Source organism: Rhodococcus tukisamuensis NBRC 100609, from assembly GCF_001894985.1.
In the GTDB taxonomy this organism is placed as follows: Bacteria; Actinomycetota; Actinomycetes; order Mycobacteriales; family Mycobacteriaceae; genus Rhodococcus_G; species Rhodococcus_G tukisamuensis.
Map to the genome: position 1 here is coordinate 17,469 of NZ_BCXG01000019.1, position 18,630 is coordinate 36,098.

Sequence of the window (18,630 nt, forward strand, 5' to 3'; positions counted from 1 at the left end):
TAGACTCGGCAGATGGTCGTCGCATGGTCCACGGTGAACCGTGATGCGCAACTGCACACGGTGATGTCGGCTCTTCGCAACCGACGCGGCCCGTGGGGGGCCGTGCTGACAGGTGACGCCGGGGTGGGGAAGACAACGTTGGCCCGCGACGCCGTCGAGGCGTTCGCGCCGCAGAGCCGGTGGGCGGCGGGCACCGAATCCGCACGCAGCGTTCCGTTGGGGGCGTTCGCGCACGTGGTCGGGGTGTCCAGTCCGATGGAACCGGCGTCGGTGCTGCGCGCGGCCCGGGCACACCTGCAGGAGCTCGGCACCGACGTCGTGATCGGCGTCGACGATGCGCACCTGCTGGACAAGCTTTCCGCCACCTTCGTGCATCAGCTGGCGGTCAATCGCATTGCGCCCCTTGTGGTTACCGTGCGCAACGGGGAGCAGGTGCCGGATGCGGTCACCGCCCTGTGGAAGGACGGGTTGCTCGAGCGGGTGGAGCTCGCGCCGTTCACGCTGGACGAGACCAGGGCGTTGGTGCAGTCGGTGCTCGGCGCGCCGGTCGAGGAGTCCAGCGTCAAGCGAATCCACGTGATGTCGGAGGGCAATCCGCTGTTCCTGCGGCACGTCGTCGACGGTGCGGTCGAGGTCGGGCGGCTGCGTGAGGTCGCCGGGGTGTGGCAGCTGCGCGGCGAGACGGTCGTCAACCCGCACCTGAGCACACTGATCGAGGCGCGCATCGACCACCTGGATCCGGCATTGCGACACGTGTTGGAGCTGTTGGCCTTCCAGGAGCCGTTGTCGCTGGAGGTGCTCTCCACGCTGAGCGACCCCGCGACGGTGGAGGCAGCCGAGAGCGCGGGGCTGATCCGGGTGCGTCAGCGCGACGACACCGGGCTGACGGTGAAGCTCGCGCACCCGCTGTACGGCGAGGTGGTGCGTGCCGGCACCGGCGTCCTGGCGGCCCGGAGGCTCCGCGGCGAGCTGGCCCGGCAGATCGCCGCGCACCCGCCCGCCCACGTCAGCGACCGGATCCGGCTGGCGGCGCTGGCGTTGGACAGCGACTCGCCCCCCGAGCCCGACCTGCTGATCTCCGCGGCCAGCGCGGCGCTCACCCTCGGCGAGCTGGAGTTGGGGGAGCGGCTGGCCCGGGGCGCGATGGCGATGGGGGCCGGGTTCGCGGCGGCCCTGCCGTTGGCGAACACCTTGGCCTGGCAGGGACGTGGCGCCGAGGCGGAGGCCGTGCTGGGGCCGATCGACACCACGAACCTAGGCGAGTTCGACCTGCTGCTGTGGTGCCTGCCGCGCGCGGCGAATTTGTTCTGGATGCTGGGCAGGCCCGCCGACGCGGCCGCGGTGATGGAGTCGACGCGCGCCCGGCTGACCCACCCGTCGGCGCTGAACCTGGTGGACGCGCTGGAGGCGATGTTCGCGGTGTACACCGTCCAGGCCGGGGCGACCACCCAGATCTACGACGTGATCGACTCGCCGCACGCGCTGCCGCTGGCGACGGCCTGGGCCGGTGCCAGCGGCGCCCTCGCCACCGCGTACCTGGGCCGGTTCGACGAGGTCGAGCCGTTCGCGGTGCGGGGGCTGGCGGCCGCGGCGCAGTCCGAGAGCGGGAATCTGCGTTTCACCATCGGACTCGGCCAGGTGTACACGCACAGCATGCGGGGCGATCTGGTGGCCGCGGGGGCCACGGCACGCGAGTACGCCGACTACGCGGAGATGCAGCAGCCGGGGCGCTCCCTCGGCGGGGTGCTGCTCGGGCGCGTGTACTACCTGCAGGGCGCGCTGTCGGCGGCGGAGACGGAATTCCGTCAGGCCGCCGCGGTGCTCGAGGGCACCGGGTACTCGTGGGCGTTCCTGTCGGCGGCGTTCCTGTGCCAGACCCTCGCGGCGCGAGGCCTGGCCGTCGAGGCGCAGGAGGCGTTGATCCGGGCCGAGCGGCTCTTCGGCGTCAACACCGAGTTGTTCCGGTCGGACCTCGAGATGACCCGTGCCTGGGTGGCGGCTGTGGTGCGCGACCGCAACCGCGCGGTCGCGCACGCGCGGACCGGGGCCCGTGTCGCGGCGGCGTCGGACCAGTTGGCGCAGGAGGCGTTGTGCCTGTACCTGGCGGCCCGCTTCGGCGACGGCAGTGTCGCCGACCGGCTCGGGCAGATCGCCGCGCGCGTGGACAGCCCCCTGATCTCGATGGGTGCCGCGCACGCCCGGGCGGTGGCCGACCGGGACGGGGACCGACTCGACGCACTCGCCGGCAAGCTGGAGGCCGTGGGCGCGCTGCTGGCGGCGGCCGACGCCTGGGCGCAGGCCGCGACGGCACACGCCGCGACGGGCAACCGCCGCGCCGAGCTGGCGTCCACCGCGTCGGCCAAGCGGCTGGCGGAGCGCTGCGACGGGGCGTCCACCCCGGCGCTGACGGCGGTCTCGAACCCGCTCCCACTGACCGGCCGGGAGCTCGAGGTGGCGTCGATGGTCGCGCAGGGGCTGTCCAACAAGGAGATTGCCGAGCAGCTGGTGGTGTCGGTGCGCACCGTGGAGGGCCACATCTACCGGTCCTGCACCAAGCTCGACGTGCCGGACCGGTCGGCGCTGGCCGCCGCGGTCCGGATCGAGGGCAGGTAGCCCACTACCCGCGCGGGAGTCCGTCACCTCGGCAAGACTGATGGAGAGCGACGGCGATCTGCGAGTCCAGGAGGGAATGGCGATGATGCGGCGTTCGCGTCCCGCGGGACCGGACCCGGCGCGTCTGGGCGGGGCGAAGTTCGCGCCCCCACCGGTGCGTGCCGCCGAGCCGGTGGTGTTCGAGACCGTGCCCTTCCGCACCACCGAGTCGCCGCCGCGTGAGCTGAACCTGCGGCACGTGGTCTCCGGCCCGCGACCGAGCCGGGGGCCCGTGCTGATGATCGCGGGCACGAGTGTGCGGGCGAACATCTTTTCGCCGCCGACCGAGGACACCCTGCCGGGAATGCTGTCCCGGGCCGGGTTCGACGTGTGGATCTCGAACTGGCGGGCCAGTTTCGAATTCGCGCCGAGCCGGTTCTACCTCGACGACGCCGCGGTCCACGACCACCCGGCGGCGGTCGCGACGGTGCTCGCGGCGACCGGTGCGCAGACCCTCAAGGCCGTCGTGCACTGCCAGGGGTCCACCAGTTTCATGATGTCCCTGATCGCGGGACTCGTGCCGGAGGTGACCACCGTGGTGAGCAACTCGGTGGCGCTGCACCCGCAGTTTCCCACCCTGGCGTTCCTGAAACTGCCGCTGGCCGTGGCCACCTTCGGGAAGGTCATGCCGTACTTCAACCCGCAGTGGGGCCTGCACGCATCCGGGTTCTGGCCCAAGGTGTTCGACTGGGCGGTGCGGGCGACGCACCACGAGTGCAACAACGCGGTGTGCAAGCACACCAGCTTCACCTACGGCAGCGGCTTCCCGACGTTGTGGTCCCACGAGAACCTCGACGAGGCCACGCACGAGTGGATCAAGGGTGAGTTCGGATTCGTCCCCGTCACCTTCTTCGAGCAGATGGAGAAGTGCGCGCTGCACGGAAAGCTGATGTCGATGGGTGTCTACGACGAACTGCCGGAGGACATGCTGGCCCAGCCGCCCCAGACCGGCGCCCGGTTCGTGTTCATGACCGGCGACCAGAACCGGACGTTCCTGCCGTCGGGCATGGCGAAGACCTTCGACTACTTCGATGCGATTGCGCCGGGGCGCCACGTCTTCCAGCAGATGGCCGGGTACGGCCACCTCGACGTGTTCCTCGGCCGACATGCGGCCCGCGACGTCTTCCCGTTCATCGTCGACGAACTGGGCAGGGACTGACATGCCGCGCTCGCTGCTGTGGAGCCACCTGGTGCTGCTCGGATGCGCCTCCCTGCTCGCGGGGTCGGCCGTCGCGGCCGCGCTGACGCCGGGCGGCAGCGGCCCGCGGCCACTGCCCGACGGCGTGTTCCTGGCCGTGTCGCTGCTCGCGTTGGTGACCGGGCTGCTGATGGCAGGGACGGAGTGGCTCAGCGGACTGGGCTGGCCGCCGCGGGTGGCGGTGGTCGCCGGGCTGGTGGCGATGGCCGTTGCCTACCAGTCGGATTCGCTGGGTGCGGTCGCCGTGGCGGCGTGGTGCGTTCAGTGGTGTGCGGTCGCGTACTGGTTCTACCGGCTGGCCTTCGACGCGAGGGCGGACCGGTGACCGGGGCGGGCGGGGCGACCGGTGTCCGCTTCGACGAGGTGATGACCGGCCGCCTCGCGCTCGGGGAGACGGACCCGCGGGCCGGATACCGCAGCCCCGGCGCGGTGGGGGTGGTGCTGCGCGGCCGGATCCGGATCGCGGACGTCGACGCCTTTCTCGAGGACCCCGCGCACGGCGCGGAACTGCTGGGGGACGTGGACATCCCGGTGCTCGGCGGGCGGTTCGAGTCGGAGGCGGGCCGGTTCGGGCTGTTCGTGCCGAGCGGCAGTGCCCGGCTCACCCACATGGTCTACCAGTCGCGGGTGGTGATCGACGGCCGACCGCACTGGTTCCACGGGCACAAGGAGATTCGGGTCGCCGGCCCGTGGCGGCTGTGGCCGGCGACCACCACCCTGCTGGTGACGTTGCACGACGGGGCAGGGCAGGCAGAGGACGCCGGACCGGTGATCGGCGCGGGGGTGCTGCGGCTGCGGCCGACGGACTTCCTGTCGCTGCTCGGCTCGCTCCGGGCCACCGGCGGCGCGACGGTGCGTCGGCGATGGTCGGCCCGCGGCCGGTTCGCCGCCTTCTTCGCCGGGGGCCTGGTCTCGACGTACCTGCTCCGGAGGCGGGCATGAGCGGGCGGGGGAGGGCGGCGGCGAGCTACGACGTGGTGATCGTGGGCAGCGGGTTCGGGGGTGCGGTGGCGGCGTGCCGGCTGTCCGCGGCGGGGCGCAGCGTCCTGGTCCTCGAACGCGGGCGCCGTTGGGACCCGGCGACTTTCCCCCGTCGGCTCCGCGACCCGTGGCTCTTCGACGGCCGGGTTCCGCACCGGCGCAACGGCTGGCTGGAGGTGCGCTGGCTGGACCAGATGCTGGTGGGTCTGGGTGCCGGGGTGGGCGGCGGGTCGCTGATCTACGCCAACGTGTGCATCGACGCCCGGCCGGAGACCTTCCGATCGGGTTGGCCGTCGGCGATCACGGCGGCGGAACTCGAGCCGCACTACCGGGCGGTCGGCGAGATGCTGCGGCCGACCACGGTTCCGGAGGGCCAGCACCCGGTGCGGCTCGACCTGATGCGCCGGGCGGCCGGCGAACTGGAGGACGGTGCGCGATTCCGGAAGGTGCCGCTGGCCGTCAGCTTCCGGGAGGACCTGGTGCTCGACGGCGCGGCACCGCCCGGGCTCGGGGCGTCGATGGAGTTCCTCAACGCGCACGGCGTGCGGCAGGGCACCTGCGTGCACTGCGGCAGCTGCGACGTCGGCTGCCCGGTCCGGGCGAAGAACACCCTGGACATGAACTACCTTGCCGAGGCAGAGAATTCGGGGAACGCGACGATCTCGCCGTTGTCGCTGGTCCGGACCCTCTCGCGGGAGCCGGGCGGTGGCTGGCGGGTGCACTACGACCACCTGGAGGACGGTCGCCGGCGGCCCGACTCGGTGGTGGCCCGGCGGGTGATCCTGGCGGCCGGTTCCCTCGGGACCACCGAGTTGCTGCTGCGCGCGCGGGACGACTACGGCACCCTGCCCGGGCTGCCGCGGGCGCTCGGTCGCGGGTGGAGCTCGAACGGGGACTTCCTCACCCCTTCCCGGCACCGTGGCCAGGTGGTTGCGCCCACCGTCGGGCCCACCATCACCTCGGCAATCGACCACCTCGACGGGGATCGTGGGCGCAGGTACTTCGTCGAGGACGGCGGTCTCCCCAACCTGTTCCGGAACGCGTACGAGGCGCGGCTGCGCGGCGGCGGCGGCACGTCGTGGCAGCGTTGGTACTGGGAAAGGCTCGCCAGGGCAGGTGAACTCCGTACGGTGATGCCCTGGTTCGGGCAGTCGATCGACGCGGCGGACGGGGTGTTCCGGCTGCGGCGGTCCCGGGTGCGTCCGCGGCGCAAGGTGATGAAACTGAACTGGAACCCTTACCGAACCGAGACGGTCATCGTCGCGATGGCGGCCGAGCACGAGCGGTTGGCGAAGGCGACCGGGGGCGACGTGCTGCCGCTCGCGAGCTGGAAGTGGCTCCGCGCCCTGGCGACGCCGCATCCGCTCGGCGGGTGCAACATGGCCGCCGCGCCGGGGGCCGGCGTCGTCGACCACGCGGGAAGGGTGTTCGGTCACGACGGGTTGTACGTGATGGACGGTTCGGTCATCCCCAGGGCGATAGGCAGGAACCCCTCGAAGACGATCGCCGCGGTCGCCGAGCGGGCGGTCGCGTTGCTGCTCGAGGAACCGGAGCAGAGGCGGATCGAGTAGTCGTCTACGGGTGCTCGTGTCGGTCCCTGGTGGCATGCTTGAACCCGAGGCGGAAGACATTCGTGGTGCGGATGAATCCGAGGTGAGTGGCGATGACAACCGTGACAGTCACGATGGTCAACACGACCAATGAGGAACTGCTGCTCGACCCCGTCGAGTTCGGCTACCCGCTGCTGCCGGGTCTGGAGCGACGCAAGGCCCCCAACCGGGTCGGTCCGCACGCTTCGGGCGAGTTCGTGATGCGCCGCGGCCTGAGCTTTCTGCTCGGTGGAGACGCGGACCGCCCGATCTACGTTCAGGTCGACGGCGCGGTCTGGTCGACCCCGGCCTGCGTGGTGCGGTCCAACGCAGGGGAGCGGGGGCTCGAGGTCCAGGTCAGTCCCGCGCCGTGGTTGCACGGCAATGGGCGTCACGGGCGCAAGCCGTCGCGCACGCCCTGACGAGTGATTCGGCCGCGGACGGCGGTGCGCCACGGGGTGCGAGGTGGTCGCCGGAGCGGCATCGAGGGGCCTCCGGCCGCCGCCGCCGCCGCGGGCCGAACGGGCCCGCGCCCGTACTGGACTCGGGTGTGTCACACCTCTGGACTAAACTGTCCTTCCGGCCACTGTCCACGGACGGCTGGCCTCTGCGCTGAGATGTGCAGACGCCCGTCAACCGTAGGAGACGTCATGCCGGCAATCGTCCTGATCGGAGCCCAGTGGGGCGACGAGGGGAAGGGCAAAGCCACCGACCTGCTCGGTGGTCGCGTGCAGTGGGTGGTTCGATACCAGGGCGGCAACAACGCCGGTCACACCGTCGTGCTGCCCAACGGCGACAAGTTCGCGCTGCACCTGATCCCGTCCGGAATCCTCACCCCCGACGTGACCAACGTGATCGGCAACGGCGTGGTCGTCGACCCGGGCGTGCTGCTCACCGAGCTCGCGGGCCTCGAGGACCGTGGTGTGGACACCGACCGGCTGCTGCTCAGCGCCGATGCGCACCTGATCATGCCGTACCACGTGGCCATCGACAAGGTCACCGAGCGCTACCTCGGCAACCGGAAGATCGGCACGACCGGCCGTGGAATCGGCCCGTGCTACCAGGACAAGATCGCCCGCGTCGGGGTCCGCGCGGCCGACGTCCTGGACGAGAAGATCCTCACTCAGAAGGTCGAGGCGGCACTGGAATTCAAGAACCAGGTGCTGGTCAAGATCTACAACCGCAAGGCCCTCGACCCCCAGCAGGTCGTCGACGAGGTGCTCGCGCAGGCGGAGGGCTTCAAGCACCGCATCGCCGACACCCGGCTCCGGCTGAACCAGGCCCTCGACGCGGGCGAGACGGTGCTCCTGGAAGGCTCCCAGGGCACGCTGCTCGACGTCGATCACGGCACCTACCCGTACGTGACGTCCTCGAACCCCACCTCCGGCGGCGCCGCGGTGGGCTCGGGCATCGGCCCCACCAAGATCACCACGGTGCTCGGGATCCTCAAGGCCTACACCACGCGCGTCGGCTCCGGTCCGTTCCCGACGGAGTTGTTCGACGAGTTCGGCGAGTACCTGGCGGACAAGGGCGGGGAGGTCGGCGTGACCACCGGTCGCGGCCGCCGCACCGGCTGGTTCGACGCGGTCATCGCCCGGTACGCCACCCGCGTCAACGGCATCACCGACTACTTCCTCACCAAGCTGGACGTGCTCTCCAGCCTCGAGACCATCCCGATCTGCGTCGCATACGACGTGGACGGCGAGCGGGTCGAGGAGATGCCGATGTCGCAGACCGGCGTGCACCACGCCAAGCCGATCTACGAGGAGATGCCCGGCTGGTCCGAGGACATCTCGGCCGCCCGCACCTTCGAGGACCTGCCGGCCAACGCGCAGGCGTACGTGCTGCGACTCGAGGAGCTCTCCGGCGCGTACATGTCGTGCATCGGCGTCGGCCCCGGCCGCGACGAGACCATCGTCCGCCGGGACGTTCTGCGCTGACCTCAGCGTCGACACAATCGCCCGCCGACAACTCTGCCCCGCGTACCCGTACGCGGGGCAGGGTTGTCTCTGGAGGCGTTGTCTCTGCGCTCAGCCGACCAGCAGCTCGGCCCGACCGATGTGCAGCGGACGCTCGGTGGCCGTCGGCAGCCCACACTCCGCGGCCCGCTCGTTCGCCCCGGTGGTCGGCAGCACCGCTTGCACGGTGACGGTCAGCGACCGCGGGTCCCACCGCCGTGCGGGCGCGAGGATCTGCACCAGCGCGGTGACGTCGAAGGTGAACCCCACCGCGGCCCTCACCGGCCCCGCGTCGGGGTCGGCGTCGAGGCCGAACGCCGCGAAGGTGCCGGCCAGGTGCTGGTCCGGGAGGGCATCGGCGGTCGGGTCGGGGACGTTGAGGTACACCTGGTAGGCGACGCCGGGGGTGCGGTCCGCCGCGAGTCCGTCGACGGCGAGCAGCACCGCCCCGAAGCCCGCGGCGGCGGCGGTGTCCGGCGCGTGCGCCACCGCCTCCACACAGCTGTCGGGGACGACGAGTTGCGTGGTGACCCGACCCGTCACCTCGAACGGGCCGTCGGTGGCGGCGACGCGCATCGGTGTCGGCGCGATGGCGACCAGGCGCCGCGAGGAGGCCGACGCCTGCGGCTGGTCGTCGTAGCGGTAGCCGAGTTGCTCCGCATGGTCGAGGACGTCGCCTACCCGGCAGCGCACCGGCGTCCCGGCCGGGTCGAAGAATTCGAACTCCGCATCGATCCAGGCCGGGTCCGACGGGTTCGAGTGGCGTTCGAGCCACTGCACCCACAGCCGGTCGAGGTTTGCGTGATGCAGCCAGTACACCGGGTCGAGGGCGCCGCGGACGGCGCTGCTCATCAGGGCGCCGGGCTCCGAGTCGCACCCGCTGCCGCCCACGGCGACGCGCACGCTGCCGTGCGGCACGTTCTCGAGCTGACCGGAGAACCCGGTGCGGTTCGGCTCCGCGAACGACGGCTGCCACATGGCGGTGAACGTGGAGGTGATGCTCGGGCTCAACGCGGCGCCCGCCATCACGTCGGCGTTGCGCAGCGGGGACGGCAGGGCCAGCGGGTTCGGCGAGCCGTCCGGCAGCCGGAGGCCGGTGTCGCGGAACGGGTGTGGCAGCGCGTTCTGCGGGGCGGGGTTGCCGTAGTTCCAGTAGGGCAACGCGAAGTCGGTGGGCCCGCCGTTGGCGGCGACGGTGTCCCGGACGATCAGCTCGAAGTAGTGCAGGTGCATCCGGTGCCAGGGTAGGAAGAACCAGTTGCCGCGGCCGCTGCTCGCGGCGCCCGCAGCGGCGACGGCGGCGCCGAAATGCGCTCGTAGCCCGGCCTGGAAGGCCCAACTGGTGGGGTCGTGCGCCGGCCGCGACTGCATCGTCCGCACCGCCTCTGCGTAGGCCAGCAGGGTGGGGTCCCAGGACGCGTCGGTGCTCAGCCGCCAAACGTTGCGGCGGACCCGTGGCTGCGGGTCCGCCGCTCGGCTCTCCGCCGTCGCCTGCAGGCGGTCCAGGTGCAACACGATCTCCGGTCCCGCCACGTCCGTCGCGCTCGTCTCCGGCTCGCCGAGCACCGTGACCTTGAACCGGCGGACGGCGGCGGCGGTCTCCGCGCAGTAGGTCGGTGCCAGGTCCTGCGCGGGCAAGCAGTGCGGGTCCCAGTTGCGTAGCGCCGTCTGCAGCTTGCCGACCGCGTCCCCCGACGCGTTGCGGGCAGTCGACATGCGGTCGAGTCCGCCGGCGATTGCGGTCAGCACGACGTCGCCATGGAACAGGACAGAACAGATCATCGACAGGCTCCCCGGCATTTCTGGGACAGGTGCGGTTCCGCAGTTCCTCAATCTTGGTGCCGGACCCGTCCGCGGTCGCGCGTAGTGGACTACCTGTTACGCCGCGGGCCGTGTGGAAGCGCTCCGACGGCGTTTCGGGCCGGGGCGCGCTTTGCGGTGCGCCCCGGTCCCGGGAAGCGCTTCCGGACGGCCGCTGTCGGTGCCCGCTCGGTAATGCTGGCGTTGGCCGGCTGCTCGTCGAATTCCGGTGAATCCGAGGCGGTGTCGGCGACGGTCCCGGTGACGTCGCGCCGGGGGGACACGCTGTACGGCATTGCCACGCGGCACGGTATCCCGCTCGGCGCGCTGCTCGAGGCGAACGGACTCACCCGTCGACTCGGTGATCCGTCCCGGCCAGGTCCTCCACGTGTCCGGCAGGCCCGGACCGGCTCCCGGCGACCCCGGCACCACGGCGTCCACCGTGCAGCCGGGCGACGGCCTGTCCGACGTGGCCCCGCGGTCCGGCAGCGGCCCGGCGCCGGAGCCCGCGGACACCGCCTGCGGTCAGTTTGCCGTCGGCGCCATGGTGTTCGACCCGGGAGAACAACTTCCCGGAGTGCACCAAGGACGGTCTGCTGATGTTCGGCACCCCCGCCTAGGGTGCGCGGAGGCCTCGTAGCCGGGGGGGGGACTAGAAGAGCGTCGGCTCGTCGAAACCCGGCACGTGCTCGAGGGCGAGCAGCACGCGCTTGGTGACGGCGCCGCCGTGGGCGGAGAACCCGCCGACCTTGCCGCCGGCGGCGAGCACCCGGTGGCACGGGACCAGCAGCGGAATCGGGTTGCGCCCCAACGCCTGTCCGACGGCCTGCGCCGCACCGGGGCTGCCGACCCGGTCGGCCACCTCCCCGTAGGTGAGGGTGGACCCGGCCGTGATCGTCCTGGTCACGGCGTACACCCGCGCATCGAAATCGGGAACCTGGCTCAGGTCGAGCGGCACCTGAGCGCTGGGGTCCTGGCCGCTGACCAGCAACTCGGTGACGGCCTCGACGGCCCGCCGGCCGACGGCGTCCGGGCCCGATTCGACAGCGGCAGGGAACGCGGCCCGGATTCGTTCTCGGGTGGTGCCGTCGCTGCCCTCCGGCAACTGGACCCCGACCACGCCGCGATCGCCCCAGGCCAGTGCGCACCGCCCGATGGCGGTGTCGAAGAGGGTGTATCGGACGTCGGGCACGACCCCAGTATGCGTCAGGAGTGAGGAGCAGACCGACACATGCAGTCCAGTTGAGTGAAACTGGACCTTTCGGTTACGGGCCCGCTCTAGTGGTGCGGCGCGGACTTCGTCAGGAACTCGACGTTCTGCCGGGCCCGGACCGCCTCCAGGTCGTGGCGGGCGCGGGCGGCGTCGCGTTCCTCCGGAAGCACTCCGGCCAGCGGTGCAGCCGGGCGGAACTGCTCGAGCCGGAAGACCTGGCCGCCGTTCGAGCGGCGGGCGGCCAGGTAGAGCGCGGCGGCGCCGAGGATGACGGCGAGGATGGTCAGCGCGGGGATCATGTGCTCATCCTGCGGTCCACTGGCCTTATTGCAAATATCCAGTTTGATGCATCTGGACCCTTCGGCTCTCTGGGGTGTCGTCGCGGCACGGCGGCGAGGTGGTTCCCGGACGCCGCCACCTGCTGGCATTGAAATCAATGGCCGTTGACTCGATACTGGCCTCTATGGCAGTGAGAGTGCTCGGCGCAACCACCCTGGCCCGCGACCTCGGCAAGTGGCAGGGCGACCAGGGCCGGGGCGACGAACCGCGGGACGCGGACAGGGCAGGCGACGACCGGGGCGGCCGCCGCAAGCTGAGCGTGCCCGCGTACCGGGCGCTCGCGGACAGCGTGCGTCTGCTGGTCCTCGACGGCCGGATTCCGATCGGCGTCGCGCTGCCCAGCGAGCGCGACCTGGCGGCGGTCCTGGAGCTGAGCCGGACCACCATCACCTCGGCGTACGCCGTCCTGCGTGAGGAGGGCTACCTGCAGAGCAGGCAGGGTTCGCGCAGCACCGTCGCACTGCCGGCCGTCGTCGGCGGTGCGGGCCGGTCCGGGGGAGTGGCGCGGACCGCGGCGTCGTTCCGGGCGGTGTCCGCGGACGAGGAGGGCTCGGCGCCGCCGGTGGACCTGACCTGCGCCGCCATGTCCGCGGCCGTCCCGCAGGTGCAGGCCGCGTTCGCGTCGGCCCTGGAGGAACTGCCGGCGCACCTCGCCGGTCACGGGATGGAACCGGCCGGTATCGAGGTGCTCCGCAGGGCGGTCGCCGACCGCTACTGCCGACGCGGGCTGCCCACCGAGCCCGAACAGATCATGATCACCTCCGGCGCCCAGCAGGCGCTGGTGCTGCTCCTCGGGCTGCTCACCGCGCCCGGTGAGCGGGTGCTGATCGACCACCCGACCTACACCAACGCCATCGAGGCGATCAGGCGCGCGGGTGCCCGGCCGGTGCCGGTACCGCTCCGGCTGTCCGAACAGGGCTGGGATCTCGACGGAATCCGCAGCAGCGCAAGGCAAACCGCGGCCAGATTGGCCTACCTGATCCCGGACTTCCACAACCCGACCGGATTCTGCCTCGACGAGCCAGGCCGCGCGGAGCTGGTCGAGATCGCGCGCGAGACGTCGATGACGCTGATCGTCGACGAGACGATGATGGACCTGGGCCTCGACATGGACGCGCCGCCGCCGGTGGCCTCGTTCGCGCGGGGGCCGGGGCGTGCGCAGGTGATCACCGTCGGCTCGGCGTCCAAGGCGTTCTGGCCGGGACTGCGGATCGGCTGGATCCGGGCCGAGACGTCGATGATCGGGGCGCTGGTCGCGTCCCGGTCCGCCCAGGACCTGGGCACCGCGGTGCTGGAACAGCTGGCCACGGTACCGCTGATCGAGGGGGCGGAGCTGGTGCTGCCGCAGCGCCGCGAGCAGCTGCGCAGGCGGCGGGGCGCCCTGCTCGAGGCGGTGGCGGAGGAGCTGCCGCAGTGGCGGTGCCAGGTCGGCAGCGGCGGCATGGCGCTGTGGTTTCAGCTGCCCGCGCCGATGTCGACGGCGCTGGCAGCGACCGCGCCGTACCACGGGGTGCTGCTCGCCGCGGGTCCCCGTTTCGGTGTCGAGGGCGCCTTGGAGCGCTACGTGCGACTGCCCTACGCGCTCGACGAGGAGTCCCTGCGGGCCGGGGTGCGGGGCGTCGCCGCCGCGTACCGCGCGTTGGACGGCGGCGTCGAACGGGTGCGCCCGGCCATGGTGGTGTGAACGTCGGTGATCTGAACGTCACGGGCGCGAGCCGGTCGCCCGAGCGTTCCCCGATGTCACATTGGGTGCCGCCTGGATACCCAGTGTGACATCGGGGAAGTCCGCGAGGGGCTACTGCCAGATGCTGTCGATGTCGGTGGCCTCGACGGCGGGCGGCGTCGGCAGGCCCGGCTCGGAGCGGGAGAACCGCGGCGCAGGCCGGTGCTGGGTGACCTCGTCCAGCTCCACCAGCGAGCCGCGGGCCGCGATGTGCGGGTTGTCCGGGGCCTCGGCGAACGTGAGCACCGGGGTGGCGCACGCGTCGGTACCGTCGAAGATCGCGGCCCACTCGTCGCGGGTCTTGGACAGGAAGCGCTCGGTGAACACCTTGCGCAGCTCGGGCCACGCCTTCATGTCGTTCTGCGCGGGCAGTTCGGCCGGGTCCAGCTCGAGACCCTCGAGCAGCACCGCGTAGAACTGGCGCTCGATGGCGCCGACGGCCATGTACTTGCCGTCGGCGGTCTCGTAGGTGTCGTAGTACGGCGCGCCGGTGTCGAGCATGTTCACCCCGCGCTCGTCGGACCAGACGCCCTGGCCGCGGAAGCTCCACATCATGTGCGAGAGCGCGACGGTGCCGTCGACCATCGCGGCGTCGACGACCTGGCCCTGGCCGGAGGTCTGCCGCTCGACCAGGGCGGCGAGGATGCCGAAGATCAGGAACATCGAGCCGCCGCCGAAGTCGCCGACCAGGTTCAGCGGCGGGACCGGGCGCTCGCCCTGACGGCCGATCGCGTGCAGCACGCCGGTCAGCGAGATGTAGTTGATGTCGTGGCCGGCGGACTGCGCCAGCGGACCCTCCTGGCCCCAGCCGGTCATCCGGCCGTAGACCAGGCGCGGGTTGCGGGCGAGCGCCGCGTCGGGTCCGAGTCCCATCCGCTCGGTGACGCCGGGGCGGAAGCCCTCGATGAGTACGTCGGCGCGCTCGATCAGTCCCAGGACCTTCTCGATGTCGGCCGGGTCCTTGAGGTTCGCCTCGACGATGCGGCGGCCGCGCTGGGTCTGGTCGTGCTTCTGGTCCGGGCCGGGGATCATGCCGGCGCGCTGCACCCGGATCACGTCGGCGCCGAGGTCGGCGAGCAGCAGTGCGGCGTGCGGGCCGGGGCCGATCCCGGCGAGCTCGATGACTCGGACACCCGCGAGGGGGCCCTTCCCCGACCCGGGCTGAGCGACGGGGGATGTAACGGCGGCGTCTTCGGCGGACACGGTTCTCCTCGTTCTGGGTCTGGCGTTCTGGGCATGGTGGGGCGTGTTTAACAGACGTTAACTTGATTCTGCGGTGGGGTGTGCCGCGGGTCACTGGTGGGTGGGGTATTGCCTGTTCGGCTGCCACCGAGCACAGTGGAGCGATGACGTTCCCCGGTCGGCTCGTCGCGTTCATCGCCAGCACCGATCTGGACGTGTCGTCGATGTTCTACGTCGACACGCTCGGTCTCCGGCTCGTCGAGCGCACCCAGTTCGCCCTGGTCGTCGACGGGGGCGGCACCTACCTGCGGGTCACGCTGGTGCAGGCCAAGGAGGACACCGGGTACACGGTGCTCGGCTGGCAGCTCGACGACCTGGACGCCGGGGTGGACGAGCTGCGGTCCAAGGGGGTGGAGTTCACCCGGTACCAGGGCATGGATCAGGACGAGCACGACGCGTGGACCGCCCCCGACGGCACCCGCGTCGCCTGGTTCCGGGACCCGCACGGCAACGTGCTCTCGTTGCACCAGGCGGCCGCGGGGCAGGGGTCAGCCCAGTAGCTCGCCCCACACGAAACCGGCCAGCAGGACCGCGAATCCACCCATCTCGCCGACGATGAGCAGCGTCATCGACAGGTGCAGGCCGACGCCGCCGTGCGCGAACTGGTTGTCGGTGTCGCGCCGCGCGCCGTGCAGCACATAGCTGCCGATCGCCGAGACGAAGAAGAACACCGGCACGGCCGCCGCGGTCAGGTTCAGCCAGGTCGGCCACGCGCTGAGCTCGACGAACACCGCGATGAGCAGCGTCGCAAACGAGTACATGAGGGCGGCGCGGTGCGCGATGTCGACGTACGGGTGCGCCAGGTGGTTCTCGGAGAGCGCCATCTGCCGGTACTTCCACACCCCGAGGCCGAGCGCCAGCAGGAAGAGCAGTCCGGCGGCGAGCAGCGTCAGCGTGGTGTCGATCCCCAGGTCCATCCGGACATTGTGGCCTGACCGCGGCGGCTGACCCGGTGTCCGGATCCGGTCTGGCACAGTGACGCCCGTGAGCACGGGCGCGGAGGTACTGGTCGGTCTGGCGATCGTGGTGGGGCTGGTGGGGATCGTGGTGCCGATCCTGCCCGGCGCGCTGCTGATCTTCGGGGCGATCGCGGTGTGGGCGATCGTCGAGGGCACGGGCAGCGCGTGGGCGGTGTTCGGCGTCGCCTCGGCCGCGCTGGTGGTGTCGGGCGTCGTCAAGTACACCTGGCCGGGACGCCGGATGCGCGACGCCGGGGTACCGACGCGGTCGCTGGTGGTCGGCGGGTTGCTCGGCATCGTCGGCTTCTTCGTGGTGCCGGTGATAGGTCTGCTGATCGGATTCCTGCTGGGCACCTACCTGGCCGAGGCGGGCCGTCGGCGCACCCATGCCGACGCCTGGCGTGCCACGGTGCACGCCACCAAGGCGGTGGGACTGTCGATGCTGGTGGAACTGCTCGGCGCCCTGATCGCGGCCGGAATCTGGTTCGGCGCAGTCCTTCTCGCCTAGCTGTGGGCCGCTCTCAGCTGGGGGACTGGTCGGTCAGCCGGTACCAGGCGCGGGCGTTGCCGCTGAGCACGGCGTCCAGGTCGTCGCCGACCGCCTCGGTCACCAGGTCCAGGTCCGCGGCCTCGAAGGCCCGTCGCGCCCGGGTCCCGGGGAGGTCCGTGCCGAACATCAGCGCCGACGGGTTCACCGCGTGCAGGCGGCGCAGGGCGTCGCCGACGTCGTCGATGGTGGCCCGGCCGAACCCGGTGGCCTTGACCTTCGCGCCCCGGTCCACCAGGTCCAGCAGGTACGGCAGCCCGCGGGTGGACATGCCCAGATGGTCGATGCTCACCGCGGGGAGCTTCTTGAACACCGGTTCCAGGGACAGCAGCAGCGAGGCGTCCACGTAGAACTCGGCGTGCCAGCCGGCGAGGTCCCAGGCGCGCAGGGCCAGCGTCGTCAACAGCTTCATGTCGGTTGCGCTGCGGCGCAGGTTGAATCGCAAGGCGCGGACCCCGGCCCGGTCCAGCGCGAGGATGTCCTCGTCGGTGGCGTCGGCGTCGAGTTGGGCGACTCCCACCCAGCCGGGACCCAGCTCCTGCAGGGCCGCGAACAGGTACGACTGGTCGGTGCCCTGGTACGAGGCGGTCACCACGGCGCCGCCGTCCACCCCGAATCCGTCGACGCGGGCGCGGTAGTCGGCGATGGTGAACGGCTCGGGGAGGTAGCCGTTGTTCTCGACCAGCGGGAACCGGGGATCGAGGATGTGAACGTGAGCGTCAAACACGATAAGAGCATGCCACCTGTGAGGGAAAACACTGCGGCGCCCGACCCGTGACGGGTCGAGCGCCGCAGTACCGGTCGGAAACTACTTCTTGGAAGCGCGCAGCATGTCCTCGCGCTCGACGACCTTGATGCGCTCGCGGCCCTCGGGCTCGCCGAGCGAACGCTCGTGTGCGTCGAGGCGGTACCAGCCGTCCCAGGTGGTGTAGGGGACCTGCTTCTCGTCGAGGAACTTCACCACTGCGTCCTCGTCGGGCTCGGCGGCGCCGACCAGGTCGGGGGCGTCCGCGAGCAGGTTCGCCACGGTCTCGTTGGCGTCACCCTTGGTGTGGCCGATGAGGCCGACGGGGCCGCGCTTGATCCAGCCCGTGACGTAGGTGCCCGCCAGCGGCGCGCCGTCGTCGCCGATGACGCGGCCGGCCTCGTTGGGGACCGTGCCGGCCTGCTCGTCGAACGGCAGCTTGGCGATGTTCTGCGAGAGGTAGCCGACGGCGCGGTAGACGGCCGTGACGTCCCAGTCGTTGAACTTGCCGGTGCCCTTGACGTTGCCGGTGCCGTCGAGCGCGGTGCGCTCGGTGCGCAGACCGACGACCTTGCCGTCCTCGCCGAGGACCTCGGTGGGGGACTCGAAGAAGTGCAGGAACAGCTTGTGCGGGCGGTTGCCCACGTCGCGGATGGCCCAGTCCTGCAGGGTGTTCGCCACCATGTCGACCTGCTTGGAGCCGCGGCGGGCGGCCTCGGAGCCCTCGTCGTAGTCGATGTCCTCGGGGTCGACGATGACCTCGATCGTCGGCGAGTGGTCGAGTTCGCGCAGTTCGAGCGGGGTGAACTTGGCCTGCGCGGGTCCGCGGCGTCCGAAGACGTGGACCTCGACGGCCTTGTTGTTCTTGAGGCCCTCGTAGACGTTGGCCGGGATCTCGGTCGGCAGCAGTTCGTCGCCGGTCTTGGCGAGGACCCGCGCGACGTCGAGGGCGACGTTGCCGACGCCGAGGACGGCGACCTTCTCGGCGTCGAGGGGCCACTCGCGGGGCACGTCGGGGTGGCCGTCGTACCAGGAGACGAAGTCGGCGGCGCCGTAGCTGCCGTCGAGGTCGATGCCGGGGATGTCGAGGGCGCGGTCGGCGTTGGCGCCGGTGGAGAAGATGACGGCGTCGTAGTAGCGACGCAGGTCTTCGAGGTTGATGTCGGTGCCGTAGTCGATGTTGCCGAGCAGGCGGACCTGGTCCTTGTCGAGCACCTTGTGCAGGGCGGTGATGATGCCCTTGATGCGGGGGTGGTCGGGCGCGACGCCGTAGCGGATCAGGCCGAAGGGGGCCGGCATGCGTTCGAAGAGGTCGATCGAGACGCCGCGGCCGGCGGCGGTATCGGATTTCATCAGGGCGTCGGCGGCGTAGATGCCGGCCGGGCCGGCCCCGACGATGGCCACGCGCAGTGGGCGGGCGAGGTTCTGAGTCATCGGAAACGAACTACCTTTTCGATTAGCGGACAGGCGGCGCGGTGCTCTGGATCAGGCAAAGGTGGAGAGCTTTCAGCTTAAGCTAAGCCCTGCCTAACGTCCTGTCCGGTCCAGGACAGTCGTGTCCGGTCCCAGGCACAGGCGGCAGTCTTCGATCATGCACCGCCCGGCCCCGGATGGGTAGACCATCGAAATTTGAGGGGCCACAAACAGCGGTTGTGCCAAGGCATTGTTGTGGGGGTCGACCAGG

General features: G+C 71.2%; 17 protein-coding genes. 10 read left to right on the top strand and 7 right to left on the bottom strand.

Going from position 1 to position 18,630, the window contains the following annotated elements; all coding sequences use genetic code 11:
* Positions 1-12 precede the first annotated feature (12 nt).
* The 7 genes from RT2_RS17915 (at position 13) to RT2_RS17945 (ending at position 8,360) form a co-directional block, all read left to right on the top strand.
* On the top strand, positions 13-2,613 hold the full coding sequence (locus tag RT2_RS17915) for a helix-turn-helix transcriptional regulator (RefSeq protein ID WP_072846154.1): 2,601 nt from the start codon (positions 13-15) through the stop codon (positions 2,611-2,613).
* Positions 2,614-2,695: 82 nt separating this feature from the next.
* Entirely contained in the window at positions 2,696-3,811 is a 1,116-nt protein-coding gene (locus RT2_RS17920; protein ID WP_217635602.1) for a hypothetical protein, read from the top strand.
* 1 nt (position 3,812) lies between these two features.
* Complete coding sequence (locus RT2_RS17925; RefSeq protein WP_072846155.1) at positions 3,813-4,175, top strand: hypothetical protein; 363 nt, start codon at positions 3,813-3,815, stop codon at positions 4,173-4,175.
* Complete coding sequence (locus RT2_RS17930) at positions 4,172-4,792, top strand: hypothetical protein (protein ID WP_072846156.1); 621 nt, start codon at positions 4,172-4,174, stop codon at positions 4,790-4,792. The genes RT2_RS17925 and RT2_RS17930 overlap by 4 nt, the downstream gene beginning before the upstream one ends.
* Positions 4,789-6,402 carry a GMC oxidoreductase gene (locus tag RT2_RS17935; protein WP_072846157.1) on the top strand — a complete coding sequence of 538 codons (1,614 nt, stop codon included), beginning with the start codon at positions 4,789-4,791 and terminating at the stop codon, positions 6,400-6,402. Before RT2_RS17930 ends, RT2_RS17935 begins: the two co-directional genes overlap by 4 nt.
* Before the next feature lie 92 nt (positions 6,403-6,494).
* Positions 6,495-6,842, top strand: coding sequence for a hypothetical protein (locus tag RT2_RS17940; RefSeq protein WP_139191186.1), 348 nt, complete (start codon positions 6,495-6,497; stop codon positions 6,840-6,842).
* Between the two features lie 228 nt (positions 6,843-7,070).
* Positions 7,071-8,360 carry an adenylosuccinate synthase gene (locus RT2_RS17945; RefSeq protein ID WP_072846159.1) on the top strand — a complete coding sequence of 430 codons (1,290 nt, stop codon included), beginning with the start codon at positions 7,071-7,073 and terminating at the stop codon, positions 8,358-8,360.
* 90 nt (positions 8,361-8,450) lie between these two features.
* Here the strand turns inward: RT2_RS17945 and RT2_RS17950 are convergent, their stop codons facing one another.
* The 3 genes from RT2_RS17950 to RT2_RS17965 form a co-directional block, all read right to left on the bottom strand.
* Positions 8,451-10,160, bottom strand: a complete 1,710-nt coding sequence (locus tag RT2_RS17950; protein ID WP_169888437.1) for a tyrosinase family protein — start codon at positions 10,158-10,160, stop codon at positions 8,451-8,453.
* A gap of 670 nt (positions 10,161-10,830) precedes the next feature.
* The gene (locus RT2_RS17960; protein ID WP_072846162.1) at positions 10,831-11,370 is read right to left on the bottom strand and encodes a methylated-DNA--[protein]-cysteine S-methyltransferase; all 540 of its coding nucleotides are present in this window, start codon (positions 11,368-11,370) and stop codon (positions 10,831-10,833) included.
* An 86-nt stretch (positions 11,371-11,456) separates the two neighbouring features.
* Positions 11,457-11,690 carry a hypothetical protein gene (locus RT2_RS17965; RefSeq protein ID WP_072846163.1) on the bottom strand — a complete coding sequence of 78 codons (234 nt, stop codon included), beginning with the start codon at positions 11,688-11,690 and terminating at the stop codon, positions 11,457-11,459.
* A 164-nt stretch (positions 11,691-11,854) separates the two neighbouring features.
* Here RT2_RS17965 and yczR point away from each other — a divergent pair, with 164 nt between their 5' ends.
* A complete protein-coding gene (yczR, locus tag RT2_RS17970) occupies positions 11,855-13,414 on the top strand; it encodes a MocR-like transcription factor YczR (protein ID WP_072846164.1) in 1,560 nt (519 codons plus the stop codon).
* Between the two features lie 111 nt (positions 13,415-13,525).
* Here the strand turns inward: yczR and RT2_RS17975 are convergent, their stop codons facing one another.
* Positions 13,526-14,656, bottom strand: a complete 1,131-nt coding sequence (locus RT2_RS17975) for a CaiB/BaiF CoA transferase family protein (protein WP_072846165.1) — start codon at positions 14,654-14,656, stop codon at positions 13,526-13,528.
* Positions 14,657-14,799: 143 nt separating this feature from the next.
* Between RT2_RS17975 and RT2_RS17980 the strand changes: the two genes are divergently transcribed.
* Positions 14,800-15,195 carry a VOC family protein gene (locus tag RT2_RS17980; protein WP_072846166.1) on the top strand — a complete coding sequence of 132 codons (396 nt, stop codon included), beginning with the start codon at positions 14,800-14,802 and terminating at the stop codon, positions 15,193-15,195.
* Here RT2_RS17980 and RT2_RS17985 read toward each other — a convergent pair.
* The gene (locus RT2_RS17985; RefSeq protein WP_072846167.1) at positions 15,184-15,612 is read right to left on the bottom strand and encodes a hypothetical protein; all 429 of its coding nucleotides are present in this window, start codon (positions 15,610-15,612) and stop codon (positions 15,184-15,186) included. The two genes, RT2_RS17980 and RT2_RS17985, sit on opposite strands and share 12 nt — an antisense overlap.
* A 67-nt stretch (positions 15,613-15,679) precedes the next feature.
* Here RT2_RS17985 and RT2_RS17990 point away from each other — a divergent pair, with 67 nt between their 5' ends.
* Positions 15,680-16,162, top strand: coding sequence for a DUF456 domain-containing protein (locus RT2_RS17990; RefSeq protein WP_072846168.1), 483 nt, complete (start codon positions 15,680-15,682; stop codon positions 16,160-16,162).
* Between the two features lie 13 nt (positions 16,163-16,175).
* On the opposite strand, the gene RT2_RS17995 is transcribed toward RT2_RS17990, so the two are convergent.
* Together RT2_RS17995 and RT2_RS18000 are read right to left on the bottom strand one after the other, a co-directional pair.
* Positions 16,176-16,928, bottom strand: coding sequence for an amidohydrolase family protein (locus RT2_RS17995; protein ID WP_072846169.1), 753 nt, complete (start codon positions 16,926-16,928; stop codon positions 16,176-16,178).
* 81 nt (positions 16,929-17,009) lie between these two features.
* On the bottom strand, positions 17,010-18,380 hold the full coding sequence (locus tag RT2_RS18000; protein WP_072846170.1) for an FAD-dependent oxidoreductase: 1,371 nt from the start codon (positions 18,378-18,380) through the stop codon (positions 17,010-17,012).
* Positions 18,381-18,630 lie beyond the last annotated feature (250 nt).

Bases quoted from the DNA above. Each gene is read 5' to 3' on its own strand.
- RT2_RS17965 (WP_072846163.1), bottom strand. From the start codon at position 11,690: ATGATCCCCGCGCTGACCATCCTCGCCGTCATCCTCGGCGCCGCCGCG.
- RT2_RS17980 (WP_072846166.1), top strand. From the start codon at position 14,800: ATGACGTTCCCCGGTCGGCTCGTCGCGTTCATCGCCAGCACCGATCTG.
- RT2_RS17985 (WP_072846167.1), bottom strand. From the start codon at position 15,612: ATGGACCTGGGGATCGACACCACGCTGACGCTGCTCGCCGCCGGACTG.
- RT2_RS18000 (WP_072846170.1), bottom strand. From the start codon at position 18,380: ATGACTCAGAACCTCGCCCGCCCACTGCGCGTGGCCATCGTCGGGGCC.
- yczR (WP_072846164.1), top strand. From the start codon at position 11,855: ATGGCAGTGAGAGTGCTCGGCGCAACCACCCTGGCCCGCGACCTCGGC.
- RT2_RS17925 (WP_072846155.1), top strand. From the start codon at position 3,813: ATGCCGCGCTCGCTGCTGTGGAGCCACCTGGTGCTGCTCGGATGCGCC.
- RT2_RS17915 (WP_072846154.1), top strand. From the start codon at position 13: ATGGTCGTCGCATGGTCCACGGTGAACCGTGATGCGCAACTGCACACG.
- RT2_RS17935 (WP_072846157.1), top strand. From the start codon at position 4,789: ATGAGCGGGCGGGGGAGGGCGGCGGCGAGCTACGACGTGGTGATCGTG.
- RT2_RS17940 (WP_139191186.1), top strand. From the start codon at position 6,495: ATGACAACCGTGACAGTCACGATGGTCAACACGACCAATGAGGAACTG.
- RT2_RS17920 (WP_217635602.1), top strand. From the start codon at position 2,696: ATGATGCGGCGTTCGCGTCCCGCGGGACCGGACCCGGCGCGTCTGGGC.
- RT2_RS17945 (WP_072846159.1), top strand. From the start codon at position 7,071: ATGCCGGCAATCGTCCTGATCGGAGCCCAGTGGGGCGACGAGGGGAAG.
- RT2_RS17950 (WP_169888437.1), bottom strand. From the start codon at position 10,160: ATGATCTGTTCTGTCCTGTTCCATGGCGACGTCGTGCTGACCGCAATC.